This window comes from Streptomyces daqingensis (assembly GCF_014645895.1).
Lineage (GTDB): Bacteria > Actinomycetota > Actinomycetes > Streptomycetales > Streptomycetaceae > Streptomyces > Streptomyces daqingensis.
The window spans coordinates 241,928-259,845 of the sequence record NZ_BMMP01000004.1 but is presented as its reverse complement, the minus strand read 5'-3'; the positions used below and the strand labels follow the sequence as shown (position 1 = coordinate 259,845).

The window sequence follows — 17,918 nt, the reverse complement described above, 5'->3', positions numbered from 1 at the left end:
GGCTCCCTCGTACGGGTGAGCCGCCCCGTGGCGCCGGAATGCCGCGCGCCGGCGGGGAGTTGACGTATCGAGACTTCGGGCGGGCGGCGGCAGCGGCCGGCCTCAGAGCGTTCACGAGCGAAGGGCGACCCCATGGCAGTGCAGTTCTCCGACGAGCTCAAGCGGGTGCTCGACGGCCCCGTCTTCGTCCACATCGCCACCATTCAGCCGGACGGTTCGCCGCAGGTGTCACCGGTATGGGTGAAGCGTGACGGGGACGAGCTGCTGATCTCCACCACCGTCGACCGCCGCAAGACGAAGAACCTGCAGCGGGATCCCCGTGTGACCGTCCTGGTGCATCCCGCGGACGCGCCGTACTCGTACGCGGAGATCCGCGGCACCGCGACGCTGACCACGGAGGGCGGGCGCGAGCTGATCGACGCGCTGGCGCAGAAGTACGTGGGCAAGAGCTACGCCGAGTTCAACCCGAACTCGGAGCAGGACGCCGAACGCGTCGTCGTCCGCGTCACGCCGCGCAAGGTCGCCGGCCGCCTCTGAGGCCGCGGGGCCGCCGGCGGGGGAGCCGGCGGCGTCGGCTTGGCCGCGGCGGTCCTGTCCGCCGGGCCCGTCGCCCGCCGTGCGCCGTGCGCCGTGCTGACGAATGTCACTGACTGCCGTGTGTTGACGGTCGGCGCGGCGAGCGGTCTCGCGGGCCTACTACCCTGGCCGCGTGAGTATTCGTCTGTACGACACCGGCGCCCGGCAGATCCGAGAGTTCGTCCCGCTCGAGCCAGGGCGCGTCTCGATCTATCTCTGCGGCGCCACCGTGCAGGCGGCACCGCACATCGGGCACGTCCGGTCCGGTCTGAACTTCGACATCATGCGCCGCTGGTTCGCCCACCGGGGCTACGAGGTGACGTTCGTCCGGAACGTGACGGACATCGACGACAAGATCATCGTGAAGGCGGCCGAGCAGAACCGCCCCTGGTGGTCGATCGGTTACGAGAACGAGCGGGCCTTCACCGCCGCGTACGACGCTCTCGGCTGCCTCCCGCCCACCTACGAGCCCCGCGCCACGGGCCACATCACCGAGATGACCGAGATGATGAGCAAGCTCATCGACGACGGTCACGCCTACGCCGCCGACGGCAACGTCTACTTCGACGTCCACTCCTACGAGGGCTATCTCCAGCTCTCCAACCAGGAGTTGGACAACCTCCTCCAGCCGGAGGGCGAGGGCGAGACGGGCAAGCGCGACCCGCGCGACTTCGCGATGTGGAAGGCGGCCAGGCCCGGCGAGCCGAGCTGGCCCACGCCCTGGGGGCCCGGCCGCCCCGGCTGGCACCTCGAGTGCTCGGCGATGGCGCACAAGTACCTCGGCTCCGCCTTCGACCTGCACGGCGGCGGCGTCGACCTCGTCTTCCCGCACCACGAGAACGAGATCGCCCAGTCCAGGGCGTTCGGCGACGAGTTCGCCCGCTACTGGGCGCACAACGCCTGGGTCACCATGAGCGGCGAGAAGATGAGCAAGTCGCTCGGCAACTCGGTGCTCGTCAGCGAGATGGTCAAACACTGGCGTCCGATCGTGCTCCGGTACTACCTCGGCACCCCGCACTACCGTTCCACGATCGAGTACAGCGAGGAGTCGCTGCGCGAGGCCGAAGCGGCGTTCGGCCGGATCGAGGGGTTCCTGCACCGCGCGGGAGAGACCGTCGGGGACGTGCGTCCCGCGGCGGAGGTCCCGGCGGCCTTCGCCGAGGCCATGGACGACGACTTCGCGGTGCCGCAGGCGCTCGCCGTCGTGCACACCACGGTCCGGCACGGCAACGCCGTGCTGGGCGAGGGAGACAAGGACGCCACGGCGAAAGCCTTCGCGGAGGTGCGGGCGATGCTCGGCATCCTCGGTCTCGACCCGATGGACGCCCGGTGGCAGTCCTCGCAGGACGACGCGGGCCGCGGCGGGGAGCTGCGCGACGTCGTCGACTCGCTGGTCCGCCTCGTGCTCGACCAGCGGCAGGCGGCCCGGGCCCGCAAGGACTACGCGACGGCGGACGCTATCCGGGACGAGCTGAAGCAGGCGGGGCTCGTCATCGAGGACACGCCTTCCGGGCCGCGCTGGGAGCTGGACAGCGGCAGCTGAATCCGCCGCGGCAGCCGACAGCCCCGCCCGCGTCCGGACGGAGGGACGGACGGCCTACCGGACTCGTCCCGCGTGCGCCCGCCTCCCGACGAGCGGCAGGTCAGGGACGCGTGTCCGGTACGGCGCGCTCCAGGCGGCACCGCCTCCCGTACGCCCGCACCCGGAGCACATCGGGCGTGTGTGCGAGCCGACAGTGATCCACTTCTTCGGGACGCCCCTCCCTCCGCGATAATGCCGGGACGGGTCCCCGCCGTCAGCGGGCGCGGGACCGGACACATTCCAGCAGCGACCGCCGGGGAGCCCGCGGCGGCTGACCGAGCAGAGAAGCAGGTGCCCCGATGGCCGGGAACAGCCAGCGCCCCAGCCGGCGCACGTCCAACAAGAAGGGCGCCCAGGTCGGCAGCGGCGGCAATCGCCGCCGCTCCCTCGAGGGCAAGGGGCCGACGCCGCCCGCCGAGATGCGCAAGGGCCACGCCAAGCAGCGCGCGGCGCAGGCCAAGGCGCGGCGCGCGCAAGGGCGTCCGCAGCGCCGGACCGGCGGCAAGAGCAGTTCGGAACTGGTCGTCGGCCGCAACTCCGTCGTCGAGGCGCTGCGCGAGAACGTGCCCGCGACGACGCTGTACGTGCAGCAGTTCATCGACAACGACGACCGGGTGCGCGAGGCCGTGCGTCTCGCCGGAGAGACCCGCACCGTCAATCTGCTCGAGGCGCCGAGGCCGGAGCTCGACAGGATGACGAAGGGCCTGCACCACCAGGGCCTCGTGCTGCAGATCCCCGAGTACGACTACGCACATCCGGACGACCTCACGGCCTCCGCGCTGGACGAGGGCGAGGACGCGCTCATCGTGGCGCTGGACGGGATCACCGACCCGAGGAACCTCGGCGCGATCGTCCGCTCCGTCTGCGCCTTCGGCGGCCACGGCGTCGTCGTACCGGAGCGGAGGGCGGCGGGCATGACGGCCGGTGCGTGGAAGACCTCCGCGGGCACGGCCGCGCACACGCCGGTCGCGCGGGCGTCGAACCTGACGCGCGCGCTGGAGGCGTACCAGAAGGCCGGCCTGATGGTCGTCGGCCTCGACGGGGACGGCGACGTCGAACTGCAGGACTGCGAGGCGCTCGACGGCCCGGTCGTCGTGGTCGTGGGCAGCGAGGGCAAGGGCCTCTCGCGGCTCGTCGGCGAGACCTGCGACGTCCGCGTGCGCATCCCGATGCCGGGCGCCGCCGAGTCGCTGAACGCCGGGGTCGCGGCGGGCGTCGTGCTCTACGAGACGGCACGCCGCAGGGGTTAGGCCCTCGATGCCACGGCGGCGTGAGGGGTCCGAACGCCGGGCGCCGCCGGGCAGTTGGGGCGATTGCGGGCAGTTCAGCTGATTTGACGGGCCTCGGACAGATTGGGGCGGCCCGGGCAGTGTCTTAAGCGTCCGTCACTCGGTTAGATGAGTGTGGACACCAGAACACCCCGCACGCCCGGCCCCTCGGGTGGGCGCCCTGGGGACACCCAGCGGAAGAACCCGAGCGGTTTCTACGACGACACCCCAGCGCTGAGCACGGTCAAGGTCCCCTCCGATCCGGCAGAGGTCGTCGTCACCCACGCCAGCTTCCGGGTGCAGCTCACGCCGCCCTCCGGCACGGCCACGCGGCCGTCCGCACCGGAAGCCGGCGCCGCACCGGCCGAGGCCGCCGACCTGCCGCCCCGCCGCCGGGGCCCCGTCGACTGGGGGCGTACGGAAGACCCGGACGCGCTCTTCGACACCGGCTCCGGCGCGAGCGGGCTGCGGCAGGGGGCGCACGGCATGGGGACCGGCACCGCGGAGCCCGCGGCAGCCACGACGCAGGTGCTTCCGCGCATCGCGGACGACACCGCACCGCCGCGCCACGACCGCTACGCCGACGGCTACGAGCGCTACGACGGGCCCCGGGGTTACAGCGGAGCCCCGGACCGCACCCGCGGCACCGGGGCCGACAGCACGGGCGGCTCCCCGACCGTCGTCGGGCAGCGGTCCGCCCGGCCGTCCGAGTCGACGCAGCCGCACCGGCTGCTGGAAGGGGTACGCCCCGCCCAGGGCGCGTTCGACACCCCCGAACGGGGCTCCTACGACGGCGACTCCGGCTCCTACGCCTACGACGACTCCTACGACGGCGATCTGGACGGGAAGGGCCGCTTCGACGACCGGGCGGACTTCCGCGACGGCCCCGAGGCGGACGCGGAGGACGAGCGCGACGGGCTGGGCGCCGTCACACGCATCGGTGCGCGCCGCCAGGCGTACTACCCGGGCCGCCGGATGAACCTCGGCGTCGTGCTCCTTCCGATGCGGATCTTCCTCGGCTTCATCTCGGTCTACGCCGGCATGGGGAAGCTGTGCGACCCCGTCTACTTCGACGGCGGCGAACGCGGCTCGATGGTGACCTGGCTGAACTCGCTCGAACCCTGGGCCATCGCGTCGCCGCTGCACGACTTCGCCGTCGCACACCCCGTGGGCGCGGGGCTGACCGTCGCCTTCGTCCAGATCATCGTCGGAGTGCTGACGGTGTGCGGACTGTGGCAGCGCCTCGCAGCCTCCGTGGGCGTCCTGCTCTCGGCGGCGCTTCTCATGACCGTCAGCTGGAGCAACGGCCCCGCGTACGAGGCCCCGGACATCATCTATCTGGCCGCGTGGAGCCCGCTCGTCATCGCGGGGGCCCCGGTGTACTCGATCGACGGACGGCTCGCCGGCGACGCCTGGCGGAAACTGGGGCCGCGCGCGGACCTGTGGGAACTGCGCCGGCGCGTGCTGCGCCGCGGCACGGTGATCGCCTCGGTGGTGACGGGGGTCGCGCTGCTGACCGGCTCGCTGCTGGGCGGCGCGGTCCGCTCCGCCCAGACCGCGCGCGTGCAGGAGCCGGGCGAGCCGCCCACCAATCAGCTTCCCGGCTCGCCGCTGCCCAAGACCCCCGGCGCCCGGGACAGCGGCCTGCCCACACAGGGGCAGGGCTCAAAGGCCCCCGGCAGCCGGCACTCCGGAGGGCCGTCGGCCTCGGCGTCGCCCGGGGACCGGCGCGGGGGCGGCCCGTCGTCGCCAAGCCAGCGCGAGACCGTACAGGCGCCCCAGCAGACGGTGCCCGGCGTCCGTCCGCCGCAGCAGTCGAACCCGGGGGTGCAGGCGACCAGCGGCGGCAGCACCGGAGGGACGGGTGGCGGCAGCACGGGTGGCGGCGGCTCGAACTCCGGTGGCGGCGGGGGCGGTTCGAGCTCCTCCGGTGGGGGTGGCGGCAGTTCGTCGGGCGGCAGCGGCAGCGGCGGCGGCGGGGGCCTCGGCGGGCTGCTCGGCTGACCGGCGCTCTCCGCTTCCGTCCAGGACGGGCGGACGGGATGGACGGGCGGGCGAGACGGCGGTGGTCGCGGGCGCTGTCCGTCGGCCAGGGCTACCGCCGCCCGTCCGTCACCTCCGCCAACTCCCGCGCGGCCTCCGTCAGATCCTTGACGGTGTCGATCGCCCGCCAGTACGCCCCCTGCGGCAGCGGGAAGCCGGCGAGCAGCCGCCTGCGGGCCAGCCCCGGGAACGTGGTCCGTTCGTGGTCCCCGCGCTCGGGCAGCATCCCGGCGAACGACGCGGAGAAGACGTAGACGCCCGCGTTGACGAGGTAAGGGGAGGGCGGCGCCTCGACGAAGTCGAGCACGTGGCCGAAGCTGTCGGTCTCGACCGCGCCCCACGGGATGCGGGGGCGCGCGAGCGCGAGGGTCGCGACGGCGTCCCGCTCGGCGTGGAATGCGGCCATCTCGCGCAGCGGGAAGCGCGTCCAGATGTCCCCGTTCGTGGCGTACCACGGCTCGCCGGGACGGGGAAGCGAGGCCGCGGCGTACTTGAGACCGCCCCCGCGGCCCAGCGGCTGCTGCTCGACGACGACCTCGACCCGCACGGGACCCGTGCCGTCCTCACCGGCCGAGGTCTCTCCAGCCGAGGTCTCGCCGGCGCCTGCCGGGTGGTCTGCGGCGCCTGCCGGGCCGCCTGCCGGCCCGTTCGCGGACCCCCGTGGGGCCGGGAGGTCGGCTGTCGACAGCCACTCCCGCAGCACCTCGGCCAGGTGCCCGCAGGAGACGACGACGTCGGTGACGCCTTCGGCGGCCAGCCAGGCGATCTGGTGGCCGATGATGGGCAGGCCGGTCCCGGGGATCTCCACCATCGGCTTGGGGCGGTCGTCCGTGTAAGGCCGCAGCCGGGTGCCCTGGCCTCCGGCGAGGATCACGGCTTGAGTGGGGCGCAGCGTCATGCAGCGCACTTTATGCGGCGGCGCGCTTCAGACGGCCGGACCGGGCACGGGCCAGCCCGGACCGGATCGGGCAGCGGGGCGGCGGGCGCCCCGCGTGCGGCCGTCAGGGCGTCCGGAGGGTGCCCGCGGCGAACGAGGTGTCGCAGACCGGCCGCGAGTAGCGGTGCGCACGCTCCACGCTGCCGTACTTCTGCACGGCGGCACGACCGAGCGCACGGGCGATCGACGTGCAGTGCCGGGCCAGGGACGGCTTGCGTGCCATCTCCCGCTGCAGGCTGGTCAGTGCGGCACCCGGGTCCTTCTCCTGCAGCTCCGCGAGGAGGAGCCGCCGCAGCGCCTCCTCCGGTGCGCGGGGCGCAGCCTTCGTGGACGCCTTGTGGGACGCGGTGAGCACCTGGTTCCCGGCGGACGAGTTCGCCCAGGGAACGCTTGCCACCGCGAGCGTCCCGGACAGGACGAGGACGACCGGGAGGACCAGAGCGAGGGATCGGCCGATACGGCGAGCTACGTGGTTCACGGACCGGATCGTAGCGAAGAGTGGCGATTTGGCGACATTCGGTAACTCCGTCGGGCGACGGGGCGCCCCGGCGTTCGAGACCGCGGCGGCCGGACCCGAACACGGAGAGCGAACAGGGGCCGCATCTCGGGGAGTTGATCCCGAGATGCGGCCCCTGGAAATGTGCTCACGCGTGGAAACCGTGCTCGCGCGTGGAAGCCGTGCTCACGCACCGGACGTCGCCGCCGCTCTCACGAGTGGCCGTCCGGCTCCGGCGTCAGTCCGGTCCGGTCCGGCTCCGCGTGAGTCGCCGCAATCGCTCAGTCGCTGAGGCGCTCGCCGGTGGAGGTGGAGAACACGTGGGTCTCGCCACCGCGCGGCACCACGTGGACGACCGCGCCCTTCTCCGGCACGCTGCGGCCGGAGACGCGGACCACCAGGTCGCACTCCTCGCCGCCGACCTTCGCCGTGCCGTAGACGTAACCGTCGGCACCGAGCTCCTCGACGACGTTGACCGTGACGGCCACACCGGCCGGCTCGTCCTTCGTCAGAGCCTTGTCGCTACCGTCGCCGTTGACGAGGTCGAAGTGCTCCGGGCGGACACCGACCGTGACGGTCTTGTCGCCCTTGTCGACGGCCGCGGACAGCGCCTCACGCTCGACGGGCACGACGCTGTTGCCGAACTTCACGCCGCCGTCGGCGATCGGCACCTCGACGAGGTTCATTGCCGGGGAGCCGATGAAGCCCGCGACGAAGAGGTTCTCGGGGCGGTCGTACATGTTCCGCGGCGTGTCGACCTGCTGCAGCAGACCGTCCTTCAGCACGGCCACACGGTCGCCCATGGTCATGGCCTCGACCTGGTCGTGCGTGACGTACACGGTGGTGATGCCGAGACGGCGCTGCAGGCCCGCGATCTGCGTACGGGTCTGGACGCGGAGCTTCGCGTCGAGGTTCGACAGCGGCTCGTCCATGAGGAAGACCTGGGGCTCACGCACGATCGCGCGGCCCATCGCCACACGCTGGCGCTGACCGCCGGAGAGCGCCTTCGGCTTGCGGTGGAGGTAGTCGGTGAGGTCGAGGATCTTCGCCGCGTCCTCGACCTTCTTGCGGATCTCCGACTTGTTGACGCCGGCGATCTTGAGCGCGAAGCCCATGTTGTCGGCGACGCTCATGTGCGGGTAGAGCGCGTAGTTCTGGAACACCATGGCGATGTCCCGGTCCTTGGGGGGCAGGTGCGTGACGTCGCGGTCGCCGATGCGTATCGCGCCTTCGTTGACGTCCTCGAGCCCGGCGAGCATGCGCAGAGAGGTGGACTTGCCGCAGCCGGAGGGACCGACGAGTACCAGGAACTCGCCGTCCGCGATGTCGATGTTGAGCTTGTCGACCGCGGGCTTGTCGCTGCCGGGGTAGATGCGCGTTGCCGCGTCGTACGTGACCGTAGCCATGAGTGCTCCTTCACCGGCAGGTACGTGCCGGACGATCCGTCGTAAAGGGAGTACGTTTCACCTTCGTGAACGTGCGGTGACGCTAACCTGCGGTTGCTCGTCTTGTCAGCCCTCGGACAGCAACGAAACCGCATCGCGGCCCCCCGAGGCCGAGTGGGTAGACTGCACGCGCACGCCCGCCGCCTTAGCTCAGCTGGTTAGAGCATCTGTCTTGTAAACAGAAGGTCGTCGGTTCGAATCCGACAGGCGGCTCCCAGGTCAGAGGCCCCTCGGAAGTTTCCGAGGGGCCTCTGACATCAGCGGGTGACATCAACGCGGTGCTCAGACCAGCGCGGGAACTCCTGCGGCGCCGTCGTCGCCCTCCTCGTTGTCCTCTGTTCCGAGGGTGTCGTCCATCCGCTCAGCGGCTGCTTTGAGCGTCGTCTCCATCACGTGCGCGTACGTGTTCATGGTCAGCGTGATGGTGCTGTGCCCGAGCGTTTCCATGATGGTGCGGGCGTCCACGCCCTGAGCCAGCAGGAGCGAAGCGCAGGTGTGCCGGAGGTCGTGCACTCGTACGCGGCGCACGCCGGCCTGACGGCAGAGCACGGTAAGCATGCGGTTGAGGCCGCGCGGCTCCGTCGGCCGGCCTGTGGTCGTGGTGAAGACGAGCTTGTCCGGCTGGTGGGGGAGTGGCTCCCACTTCTCTCCCGCAGCTGCTTGCTCCTTCGCCTGCCCCTTGGCATGGTCCTTGAGCGCGGCGACGCACCGTCGCGGGAGCGGAACGGTCCGCAGCGAGCGCTTCGTCTTGGGGGTGCCGAAGATGAGCTCCTTCCTGACCCGCTGAAGGTTCCGCCGTACTCGGAGCTGTCCGTTGTCGAGGTCGATGTCATCCCACGTGAGGGCGAGTGCTTCACCGCGCCGCAGACCGACGGAGACGAGCAGGAGCCACAGGGCGTGATACCGGTGTGTGCGAGCGGCCCGTAGGAGCTGCTGTGCTTCTTCGCGGTCCAATGGCTTGACCTCCTGACTGGCTGCGGCTGGTGTTTCCACGACGCGGGCGACGTTGCGACCGACCAACTCCTCACGTACGGCCTGCTGGAGAGCGGCGCTGAGCGTGGCGTGGACGTACTGAACGGTGCGGGCGGAGGGGCGGCGCTGGCAGCACTGCCCCTTCGCGCAGCACACCCGATCCGGCTTGTCACGGGCTGCGTCGGCGCCGCGCAGGCAGCACAGGCAGGAGCCCTTGAACTGGGTGAGGAAGAGCCGGATGTCAGCAGGGCTGAGCCTGTTGAGCGTTTTCCTGCCGAGCGCGGGTGCGATGTAGAGACGAACCAGCCCCTCGTAGCTGTTTAGCGTGGAGGGCTTGAGCCGAGTCGGCGCCACGGCCGATAGCCAGTACGTGAGGTAGTCGGCCAGGGACATGGTGGAAGTGGCGGCGGGGATGCCCTGCCGGGTCTTCTCCTGGATCGCGGTGAGCTTGTCCTTCACCTCGTCGCGGGTCTTGCCGTAGACGAACTTGCGGACGCGGGTGCCGTCGGGGCGGTAGACGTAGGCGGCAGCGTGGTATCGGCCGTCCTTGCGCTTGGTGATGGTGCCTTCGCCGTTGGCGCGTCGCTTGACCATCAGGCGGCCTCCTGCATGTTCTGGCTCATGAAGCGGGTGATCTCGTCGGCGGGGATGCGGCGGGAGCGGCCGACGGTGAAGCTGCGAAGTTGTCCGGAGCGGAGCAGGTCGTAGACCTTGCTGCGGCTGAGCTTGAGCGCAGCCATTACCTCGGGAACGGTCATGGCCTGCACGGGCGGGACTTGGGCAATGTGCACCGGGACTCCTTTGCGGGGCTGTGCAGCACGAGCACGGAAGGGGATGGGTCGCTACGTGTGTCCGAGGTGGGGATTTCTGCGTCACCGCGTCATCTGCGTCACCATCGGGCGCTGACCTGGTGTTTTGTGGTGACGCAAGGGGGTGACGCGGTGGGCATGTGGTGACGCAGGCGTGCGCCGCGGGGTGACGCAGGTGTACGCGGAATGACGCAGGATTGAGGTCTGCGTCACCCCTGTTGTGGCTGGTCGGAGGCCGTTTTCCGGTCATTGGTGACGCGGTGACGCAGCTTTCCCCTACTTAGGAAAAAAGAGAGGGGAGCCTGTTGTCTTTGTGGTGCGGCTCAGGGAGTTGAGAAGGAGCCGCTTCGCGGCGCGTTCTTCGGGCGGCGGCAAGCCGCCGAAGGGCAAGAAGAGCACCCCCCGGCGCTGCGGAGTGGTGCTCTTCTTGCTTGTCCGCCCGGCAGGTCAGAGCAGCTGCTGTTGCTCCGCTGCGGGTGCGGGGCGTCGGGTGATTTCGATGTAGCGGCCCTGTTTGGTGCGGCCCCAGTCGATGAGCACACCGCGCGCTGCCAGCGTGGGCTGGAGGCGCTTGAGACGGTCGGAGAGGACTTTGCCGGTGGTGGGCCAGCCCTTGGGCATGGGACGGCACTCCTCGCCGCTGTAGAGGCGGCTGAGGGCGTTGAGCCACTCTGAGGACGTCATCCGCTCTGGTACGCCGGGCGTGAGGTCGGAGGCGTGCTTGAGGACGGTCTGCGCGAGCAGGTCGCCCTCGATGACGTCGTCGTTGAGGTCATCCAGGCTGGCCCGGTAGGCGGCCAGGGCCCCGAGCCCGGTTGCGGCGTCGAGCTGCGCGCACAGGCGCGCGAAGTCCGCCATCCGCAGATCGGTCGGGGTCTCCGCTTCCGCCGCCCGCACTTGGACCGTCAGGTCGAGCAGGGAGCCGAGGATCACGGGCAGCACCTCCTCGAACTCCGCCCACAGCTCCGCCTCGGTGCGGCGGGTGCGGGGCCGCTCCAGCCGCAGCGGCAGGAGACGTTCGGCGAGGTCGGGTCGGATGACGCCGACGTCGATGCCGGTCATCAGCAGCGGCCGGCGGTAGCGGGCCCGGACCACGTCCCCGTCGGTGAACAGGGCGCGTTTGACGTTCTCGGCACCGGTGACGATGCAGCACATCGCGTCGGACAGATCCGGGGTCATGTGGGAGAGGTTGTCCAGCGCGGTGACCCATCCGGCTGCCACGGCCGCGATCAGGTTCTCCTCATCCTTCGGGGCACGCCGCAGGTCTCCGCTCATGCCCTCGATGATCCGCAGCAGCATCCGCCCGCCGGTGGACTTCCCCGCCCCCTGGGGGCCGGTCAGGAACGGCGCGGGGACGGGCACGGAGGGTTCCAGGCAGCCGATGAGCCAGGCGAGGGCGAGGCATTCGGTCTCGGCGGTGGCGAAGTTGCACAGCCTCAGCAGGAGGTCGATGCCTTTGCCGTCGGTGTCCTTGGCAGGCAGGGGGAGTTCCCCGGTCAGCTGGGTGCGCCGCCAGCGCACTTCGTGCGGGTCGGGGACGGCGATGTCCCATCCGCCGGGGTGGATGCGGATGGACTGTCCGTCGTTGCGGCCCAGGTCCAGCCACGTCGCACCGGAGAACCCGGGCGCGACGCGGATGTGGACGGGCTGCACGTCCTGGCTGAGTGCCAGTGCTTCGATCAAGTCGAGCGCCTCCTTCATCGCGGTGCCGTTGAACACGCCCAGGCCGTCGTGGAACAGGCCGACCATGAGTTCCTGCCGGTGACTTCCGGTGGTGCCTTGGGAGCGGATCGGGCGGGCCACCGGCTGACCGTTGCGCTGCGCGTAGACGGTCCCGTCCGCGGTGCGGAAGTACCGGAAGTGCGCTTGCGCGTAGTCGGCGATGACCTCGCGGCCCGGTGTCTTCTCCTCCTCGGACATGGGCTACATCCCCAACCTGGTGCGGGCGTTGGACCACGCCTCCGTGCAGTGCCGCACCGACTCGCCCTTGGCTTGAGCGGCGGCGAACAGCCGCTGCACGTGGGTGTCGGTGAGGCAGCCGCACCAGCCGTGGACGGAGAGCACGGCCAAGAACGCCCGGTAGGCCGTGTTGTGGACCGCGCTGCGGGCCTCGGTGATGCGCCCCTCGGCCATGGCGATGCCACGCTCAAGGAACACCGGGGTGCGGTGGGGGCACTCCCCGCCACCAGCCAGCGCGGGCACTGTCACGGCTGGCCGGACGATGGTGGGCTCCTTCACCGTCAGTGCTCGCACGGCGTCCGGGAGATCAGCCATGATGCCGGCGCCGGGCCCGAGCCAACGGGCGTAGGACATGGTCGACTTGATGTCGACACCGTCGCGTACGCCGTTGGACGAGGGCATCGTGCCCCGGTAGATCCAGTGCTCGCCCCGCGTCGTCGCCACCGTGCGGGTGGGCGGCAGCGTGGCGCGCGCCCATGCGATGGCGTCAGCGTCGTCCAGGTCGACGACCGTGACCCCGGCGCCGCCCGGGTGGTACGCCACGTGCGCGGCCCGCTCCCAAGCTGCCTGCCACGGCTGGGAGTTGAGCACGGCCGTCTCGGTGGTGGCCGCGGCCCAGGCGTGGCACACGAGCGGACAGAAGCAAGCGCCGGCAGTCTTCATGTTGGGCCGACCACCACAGGCGTTGTCACGGCATGCCGTGCAGTTGCCGAAAGGCCGCTTGCCCCGGCTGAGCGGCAGTACCGGCAGCCCGGACGCGGCCAGCCCCAGAGCGGTACTGAGCAGCAACGGCCGCGGGCCGGATGCTCGCGGGATGTCGGTGGCTTGGGTCATGCTGGGAGACCTCCTTGGTCTCGTTGCAGGGACAGGAGACCGGGGCGACCGCGTGTCTTTGGCGAGAGGTGCGGTCGCCCCGGGGCGGATCGGTCGCTCTGCTCTGGGGGGTTCTCAGTCTTCGGCTGAGGGGATGCGCGCGAGGATCTCCTCGCGCTCCTGTTCGCTCAGCTCCCGCATCTCGTGCAGGGTGCCGAGGTCGACGACCTCTTCGAGCGCGTCACGTACTTCCTGGGTGAGCTGGGTGGGGCTCATGGCCTCGGCTTGCACGGTGTGCCGCATGTGCTCTCCGCGCCGGTCGGTCGCCTTCTGCGGAGCGGAGGGAAGGCGGTAGCGGGCGATCTGTTCCTCTGTCACGCCGAGCCGTGCAAAGGTCGGCGGCTCGCCCCCCATGTCGGCCACGAAGGCGCTGATGTCCTCGGCTGCCGAGTCGAGAATGGATAACCCGCTCGGGTCGTGGTCCCCCAGGTGAAGCACCGTGGTGGGCACGTCCCGCCAGGAGATGCGCTGCGCGGCGGAGTGCTTGACCGTGACGGAGTCGAATCCGCCTGAGCTGTAGGCGGTCACGCCGTATTCGTTGGCGACGCGGGCGACCATGGGCACCATGCCGGCCGCCTCCACCCACAGCTCGACCGCGATCGGTTGGCCGTCCTCGGGCGAGTGGCGGTAGCCGCGGGCGCTGTTCTCGATGGCGCGCCAGAACTGATCCGGGGAGTCCCACCCGCCAGCCCCGATCTCGGTGCCGCCGTCGTCCCGGATGGCGTGCATGGGGATCATGCGGGCGCGGCGGGCGCGGTTGAGGGTTTCCAGCAGGCGGGAGTAGGCCTGCTCGGTCTTGTCGTAGCCGTGGCCACCCACCAGGCGGTAGAAGACCTGCCGCGCGGTCATCGGCAGATAGGCCCGGTTCTCGTCCAGCACGTGCAGCACCTGGTCGACGAGGTGCTGCACGTGGGGGCGTGGCGTCCAGTCGGCGAAGCCACGTACGCGGGTGCGCTTGTAGGAGCGTCCCGAGACGGTGTTGGTCATGCTGGGAGACCTCCTTGGTCTCGTTGCAGGGACAGGGAGGCCGGGGCGACCGCGTGTCTTTGGCGAGAGGTGCGGTCGCCCCGGGCGCGTTACTTCGGAGCGGGGCGGAGGTACTTGCTTCCGGCCTCGCGGCCACGCTGCCCGGCGTGGAAGAGGCGTCGGCCAACGCGGAGTCGGCGGCGCTGTCCGCGGCAGCGGCGGCAGAGCTTGGAGCGCTTGCGCAGCTCTCGGAGGCCGGTGCCGGAGCACTTGCGGCAGTAGCCGAACGGGCTGGCCGCGCACAACGCTGCGTAACCGGCCAGTGCGGCGGCGATTAGGCCGATGGCGATGAGCATGCAGGGGTCACCTCCCCTCTGCAGAGTCGGTTCGAGGGGTTCCGGCTGGTCAGGTGCTAGACGCTAGTTCCCTGATCACAGGCGGGTTTTGGTGCTAGTGGGGCTGCTAGACCTAGCAGGGGAGCCTGCTAGGTCTAGCAACCGTGTGCGGCCTATCCGGATGCCCGTTCGGCGTTACGGTGCGTGACAACGGCGGCGAGATCGGCACGCTTGATGCCGCGCCGGTTGCCGCCCTTGCCGTCCTCCGACGTGCCCCACACCTGGCCGGTCTTGACGCCGTGCGGCTTGAGCGCGGAAGTGACCTGCTCGCCCTTCCAGCCCGTGTACCGGTCGGGCCAGCGTTCGGCGAGGCGGGCGGCGATGCGCTCGTTCCACACCTGCTCCTCAGCCGCGGGGATGACGTCGAGGATGTCGCGGAGCTGGTCGAACTCCCCGGCCAGGCGCTCGGGCTGCTGCCCGAGGGCGTGGCCGGTGATGTTGCCGTACTCCTCCCGCATGGTGCGGGCCCGTGCGACGACCTTCTCCGCTCCGACGGCGTCGACGAACGCGGAGGCGACGATCTGCGGGTCATCGCCTTCACCGGCCATGAAGCAGATGCCGCGGTCCTGGCGGGAGAACATGGTGGCGCGGATGCCGGCCTTGTACATGCCGGTGCCCAGCACCATGTCGTTGACCTGGTGTCCCATGACCTTCAGGCAGAACCGCAGGACGGCGTTGCTGCTGATGCCCGGCGGGAGGGACTTCGCGTCCGGGCGCTGGGTGGAGAACATGCCGACGATGCCCAGCGCGGGGCCGCGCTTGGTGATGTCGGTGGCGATTTCCTCCAGCTCAGCGCCGTACTCCTCGTGCTCGAACGGCACCTGGCACTCATCTGCCGCCACCACGATCGGGTGCAGCCCCAGCGACTTGTCGCTGGCCAGCTCCGGGGTCACCTTCGACTCCGGGCACCGGTTGCGCGGCAGGCTGCGGACCAGCTTGGAGCGGCGGCGCAGTTCGGCCTTCAGCTCGCGCATGGAGTGCAGGACGTACTCCATGTCCTCGTCGTCGTCCCCGGCGCGGTAGCGGTGGCAGACCGGCTCCAGGGCGCCGAAGTCGCCGGTGCCCTTGAAGTCGAAGACGTGCAGCTCGGAGCGCACATCCAGGGCGGCGATGAGCAGCAGCAGCCGTTGGAGGAACGTCTTGCCCATGCGGGGCACGGCGCCGATGACGACGGAGGCGAACATCAGCGTCACTGAGACGGGCCGCATGCGCTGGTCGTTGCCGAAGACGACGGGCTTGAACAGGTCCACGGCGCCGGACTTCAGCAGCGGCCAGGCGGGGCGCTTCTGCTCGTTCATGGGCCGGTCACCGACCCACAGCACCATGCGGCCCTCGTGCTCATCCGGGTCGCCGGAGGGCCACACGCAGCCGACCTTGCGTCGCAGGCCCGAGGCGAGAGCCTCGCGCTTGTCCATCACGTCATCCGGGGTGGTGCCGTAGGGAAGGTCCAGGTCGGCGCGGTAGCCGGGCCCGTCGCGGCAGATCTCGGAGACGAACTTCATGCCGTCCATGTCGCCGCCCTTCTTGATGGCGGCGGAGATCTTCGGGTTGCCGATGGCGTTGAGCCCGCGCAGCACCACCGAGCTGGTCAGCTTCGGCACCTCGGTCCGCAGCACGGCCGGACCGACTACCGGAGCATCCTTGTGCTGCCCGCCGTACCCGATCGCGAGTACACCCAGCACAGCGAGCGAGTACGCCCACCCGGGGGCGAGTACATACACCGCCGAAGCGAACGCTGCGCCGAAGCACAGGACGAGGGCGGCGAGGATGCCGCGAGTACGTACCCGCTGCCCGCGCAGCTTCGCCAGCCGCATGTACTCCTCAGCGTCCTTCGCCTCCACGGCGGCAGAGCGGAGGGGAGCGGCCTCGCGGTCCCAGACCCACCGCCCCGTCGCGACGCACAGGCGTGCGGCCCCGCGGGGGGACATGGACGCCAGGCGTGCGGCGTACCAGGGCAGCCGCACCGAGTGGTAGCCGGACGCGTACAGGCCCCGTGCTGCGGTCCGCTTGACGGTCATGACGAAGTCGACCCGGCGGCGCAGCCACGCGGGCAGGATCGGGGCCCGCTTCTCTGAGTACACCCCCGTACTCGGCAGCTTCGGCGGATCCACCAGGCGCACCGCCGGCGCCTCCTCCGGCTCGTCCGCGGTGGGCGGGGCGTCGGGCTTGTCGAGGGAGACCGTGCCCTGTTCGGGTACGGCCCGCAGTACGCGCTCGCCTTCGGGTACCGGGGTACCCGGAGCGTCGGGGCGGTGTACCCCGTTCATGGTTGTCTCGGTCATGCTGGAGCAACTCCTGTCTCTTTGATGGGTGCAGGGGCCCGGTACGGCCGACGTGCTTGCCGGCTTTGGCGGCCGTACCGGGGCGGAATCAGCGAGGGGCGCCGCGTTCAACCAGCCGTAGCCGCCGCTCAGCAGCCCGGCGTGTCTCGCGGGCGGCCTGGCGCTCCGGACCGCGAGGCGCCGTGCGCTCCTTCACGCGTGCCTGCGCGACTTCGTCTTTCGCGGCGTCGAGCGTCCGCTGGTGGGCTGCGGCTTTGCGTCGGCCGCGGTCGCGGGCTGCGGCGTCGATGCGGTCCAACTGCCGCTCGATACCGGACACGTCGCCTGCGGAGCGCTTCGCGCCCTTCAGCAGCAGGCGGGCACGCTTGGCCTTCTCAGCCTTGGTGTAGACGGGGGTAGCCATAGGCTCAGCCTCCAGGTGGTAGCTGTCGGGGTCGTTCCAGTCGGGCTCGTCCTGCTCGGGCACGGCGGGTACGGACTCGGTGTATCCGCCCACGTCAACGCCGTTCTCGTCGTAGACGGGTACGTACTCGATAGCCATCAGTCCTGTACCTCCTTGTGGTCCTGTGCGGCGGTTTCGCTGATGGCAGCGGATACGGCCAGGCGGGCCCACACGTCGGCCTGCTGGATGGTCTGCTCGCGCAGTTCGCTGTGGTGCCTGCTGGTGAGCAGGGCCTCGGCGCGCTCGCGGTACTCAGCAGCGGTCAATGTGCTCTCCTCTCGATGCCTTCAGCTGCGCTTCTTCGCGCGGCCGGGCTTCTTCGTCTTCGGCTCGGCCTTCTTCGCGGCTGGCTTCTTCTCGGGCTTGCTCTTGGAGGCGCTGTAGTCGTCGTAGGCGCTGGTGTACTCGCCGTCGTAGCGCTCCCACGGAAAGGTCATCCGCCCCTCCTTTCGGCAGTCATCGCTCACCACCACCGGGACTGCTTGGGGACGGTGCCGGGGTGGCCGGCGGCCTTGCAGGCGATGCACGCCTGGCAGTCCTCCCTCGACCCGAGGTGCCGGTGGGCATTCGGGTCGTGGGCGTGCTGCCAGCACTGCGGGCACTCACCCGGCGGCGTCCCCAACGGAGCCTTCATGCGATCTCCTTGGGTGATCCGGGGACTGTTCAGCTCTTGCTGAGTTCTTCGCGGTAGCAGGTGGCGGTCTGGCCGTCGCTGTCCTGCTGGATCCGCACCAGGGCGTCGCTCGTCTCGACAACCACCCCGGTCTCGCCGCCCCGATGGTTGGTGGGCTGGACCGGGTTGGTGACGGTGACGTGGTCTCCGGCGCGGTAGCGGTTGTTGAACATCTGCTCTCCCCTTACGTGTTGGCCGGA

The 17,918-nt window shown here is 70.5% G+C and carries 18 protein-coding genes and 1 tRNA gene; 5 read left to right on the top strand and 14 right to left on the bottom strand.

Annotated features, from left to right (window positions below; all coding sequences use genetic code 11):
* Positions 1–132: 132 nt before the first annotated feature.
* The 4 genes from IEY56_RS08255 to IEY56_RS08240 all read left to right on the top strand — a co-directional run bounded on the left by IEY56_RS08255 (position 133) and on the right by IEY56_RS08240 (position 5,430).
* Positions 133–537, top strand: a complete 405-nt coding sequence (locus tag IEY56_RS08255; RefSeq protein WP_189036444.1) for a PPOX class F420-dependent oxidoreductase — start codon at positions 133–135, stop codon at positions 535–537.
* A 172-nt stretch (positions 538–709) separates the two neighbouring features.
* Positions 710–2,119 carry a cysteine--tRNA ligase gene (gene cysS / locus IEY56_RS08250; RefSeq protein ID WP_189036443.1) on the top strand — a complete coding sequence of 470 codons (1,410 nt, stop codon included), beginning with the start codon at positions 710–712 and terminating at the stop codon, positions 2,117–2,119.
* Between the two features lie 338 nt (positions 2,120–2,457).
* A complete protein-coding gene (rlmB, locus tag IEY56_RS08245; RefSeq protein ID WP_189036442.1) occupies positions 2,458–3,408 on the top strand; it encodes a 23S rRNA (guanosine(2251)-2'-O)-methyltransferase RlmB in 951 nt (316 codons plus the stop codon).
* A 147-nt stretch (positions 3,409–3,555) separates the two neighbouring features.
* A complete protein-coding gene (locus IEY56_RS08240; RefSeq protein ID WP_189036441.1) occupies positions 3,556–5,430 on the top strand; it encodes a DoxX family protein in 1,875 nt (624 codons plus the stop codon).
* Between the two features lie 91 nt (positions 5,431–5,521).
* On the opposite strand, the gene IEY56_RS08235 is transcribed toward IEY56_RS08240, so the two are convergent.
* The 3 genes from IEY56_RS08235 to IEY56_RS08225 all read right to left on the bottom strand — a co-directional run bounded on the left by IEY56_RS08235 (position 5,522) and on the right by IEY56_RS08225 (position 8,308).
* Positions 5,522–6,367, bottom strand: coding sequence for a nucleotidyltransferase family protein (locus tag IEY56_RS08235; protein WP_189036440.1), 846 nt, complete (start codon positions 6,365–6,367; stop codon positions 5,522–5,524).
* 103 nt (positions 6,368–6,470) lie between these two features.
* Positions 6,471–6,884 carry a hypothetical protein gene (locus tag IEY56_RS08230; protein WP_189036439.1) on the bottom strand — a complete coding sequence of 138 codons (414 nt, stop codon included), beginning with the start codon at positions 6,882–6,884 and terminating at the stop codon, positions 6,471–6,473.
* Between the two features lie 299 nt (positions 6,885–7,183).
* Complete coding sequence (locus IEY56_RS08225) at positions 7,184–8,308, bottom strand: ABC transporter ATP-binding protein (protein ID WP_189036438.1); 1,125 nt, start codon at positions 8,306–8,308, stop codon at positions 7,184–7,186.
* 178 nt (positions 8,309–8,486) lie between these two features.
* On the opposite strand from IEY56_RS08225, the gene IEY56_RS08220 reads away from it, so the two are divergent.
* Positions 8,487–8,560, top strand: a tRNA-Thr gene (locus tag IEY56_RS08220).
* Positions 8,561–8,629: 69 nt separating this feature from the next.
* On the opposite strand, the gene IEY56_RS08215 is transcribed toward IEY56_RS08220, so the two are convergent.
* The 11 genes from IEY56_RS08215 to IEY56_RS08165 all read right to left on the bottom strand — a co-directional run bounded on the left by IEY56_RS08215 (position 8,630) and on the right by IEY56_RS08165 (position 17,891).
* Positions 8,630–9,913: a tyrosine-type recombinase/integrase gene (locus tag IEY56_RS08215; RefSeq protein WP_189036437.1), complete on the bottom strand. Its 1,284-nt coding sequence runs from the start codon at positions 9,911–9,913 to the stop codon at positions 8,630–8,632.
* Positions 9,913–10,077 carry a helix-turn-helix domain-containing protein gene (locus IEY56_RS08210; protein ID WP_189036550.1) on the bottom strand — a complete coding sequence of 55 codons (165 nt, stop codon included), beginning with the start codon at positions 10,075–10,077 and terminating at the stop codon, positions 9,913–9,915. Before IEY56_RS08210 ends, IEY56_RS08215 begins: the two co-directional genes overlap by 1 nt.
* A 498-nt stretch (positions 10,078–10,575) precedes the next feature.
* Positions 10,576–12,048, bottom strand: coding sequence for an AICE element replication initiation protein (locus IEY56_RS08205; protein WP_189036436.1), 1,473 nt, complete (start codon positions 12,046–12,048; stop codon positions 10,576–10,578).
* Positions 12,049–12,051: 3 nt separating this feature from the next.
* Positions 12,052–12,921, bottom strand: a complete 870-nt coding sequence (locus IEY56_RS08200; RefSeq protein ID WP_189036435.1) for a bifunctional DNA primase/polymerase — start codon at positions 12,919–12,921, stop codon at positions 12,052–12,054.
* Between the two features lie 114 nt (positions 12,922–13,035).
* Positions 13,036–13,947, bottom strand: a complete 912-nt coding sequence (locus IEY56_RS08195) for a hypothetical protein (RefSeq protein WP_189036434.1) — start codon at positions 13,945–13,947, stop codon at positions 13,036–13,038.
* 487 nt (positions 13,948–14,434) lie between these two features.
* Positions 14,435–16,603 carry a P-loop NTPase family protein gene (locus tag IEY56_RS08190; protein WP_189036433.1) on the bottom strand — a complete coding sequence of 723 codons (2,169 nt, stop codon included), beginning with the start codon at positions 16,601–16,603 and terminating at the stop codon, positions 14,435–14,437.
* Between the two features lie 88 nt (positions 16,604–16,691).
* A complete protein-coding gene (locus IEY56_RS08185) occupies positions 16,692–17,144 on the bottom strand; it encodes a hypothetical protein (protein WP_189036432.1) in 453 nt (150 codons plus the stop codon).
* Entirely contained in the window at positions 17,144–17,311 is a 168-nt protein-coding gene (locus IEY56_RS08180; RefSeq protein WP_189036431.1) for a hypothetical protein, read from the bottom strand. Before IEY56_RS08180 ends, IEY56_RS08185 begins: the two co-directional genes overlap by 1 nt.
* A gap of 21 nt (positions 17,312–17,332) precedes the next feature.
* Positions 17,333–17,482, bottom strand: coding sequence for a hypothetical protein (locus IEY56_RS08175; protein ID WP_189036430.1), 150 nt, complete (start codon positions 17,480–17,482; stop codon positions 17,333–17,335).
* A 26-nt stretch (positions 17,483–17,508) separates the two neighbouring features.
* Positions 17,509–17,679 (bottom strand): pRL2-8, encoded by a 171-nt coding sequence (locus IEY56_RS08170; RefSeq protein WP_189036429.1) that lies wholly within the window; start codon positions 17,677–17,679, stop codon positions 17,509–17,511.
* Between the two features lie 29 nt (positions 17,680–17,708).
* Complete coding sequence (locus IEY56_RS08165) at positions 17,709–17,891, bottom strand: hypothetical protein (protein WP_189036428.1); 183 nt, start codon at positions 17,889–17,891, stop codon at positions 17,709–17,711.
* Positions 17,892–17,918: the final 27 nt, after the last annotated feature.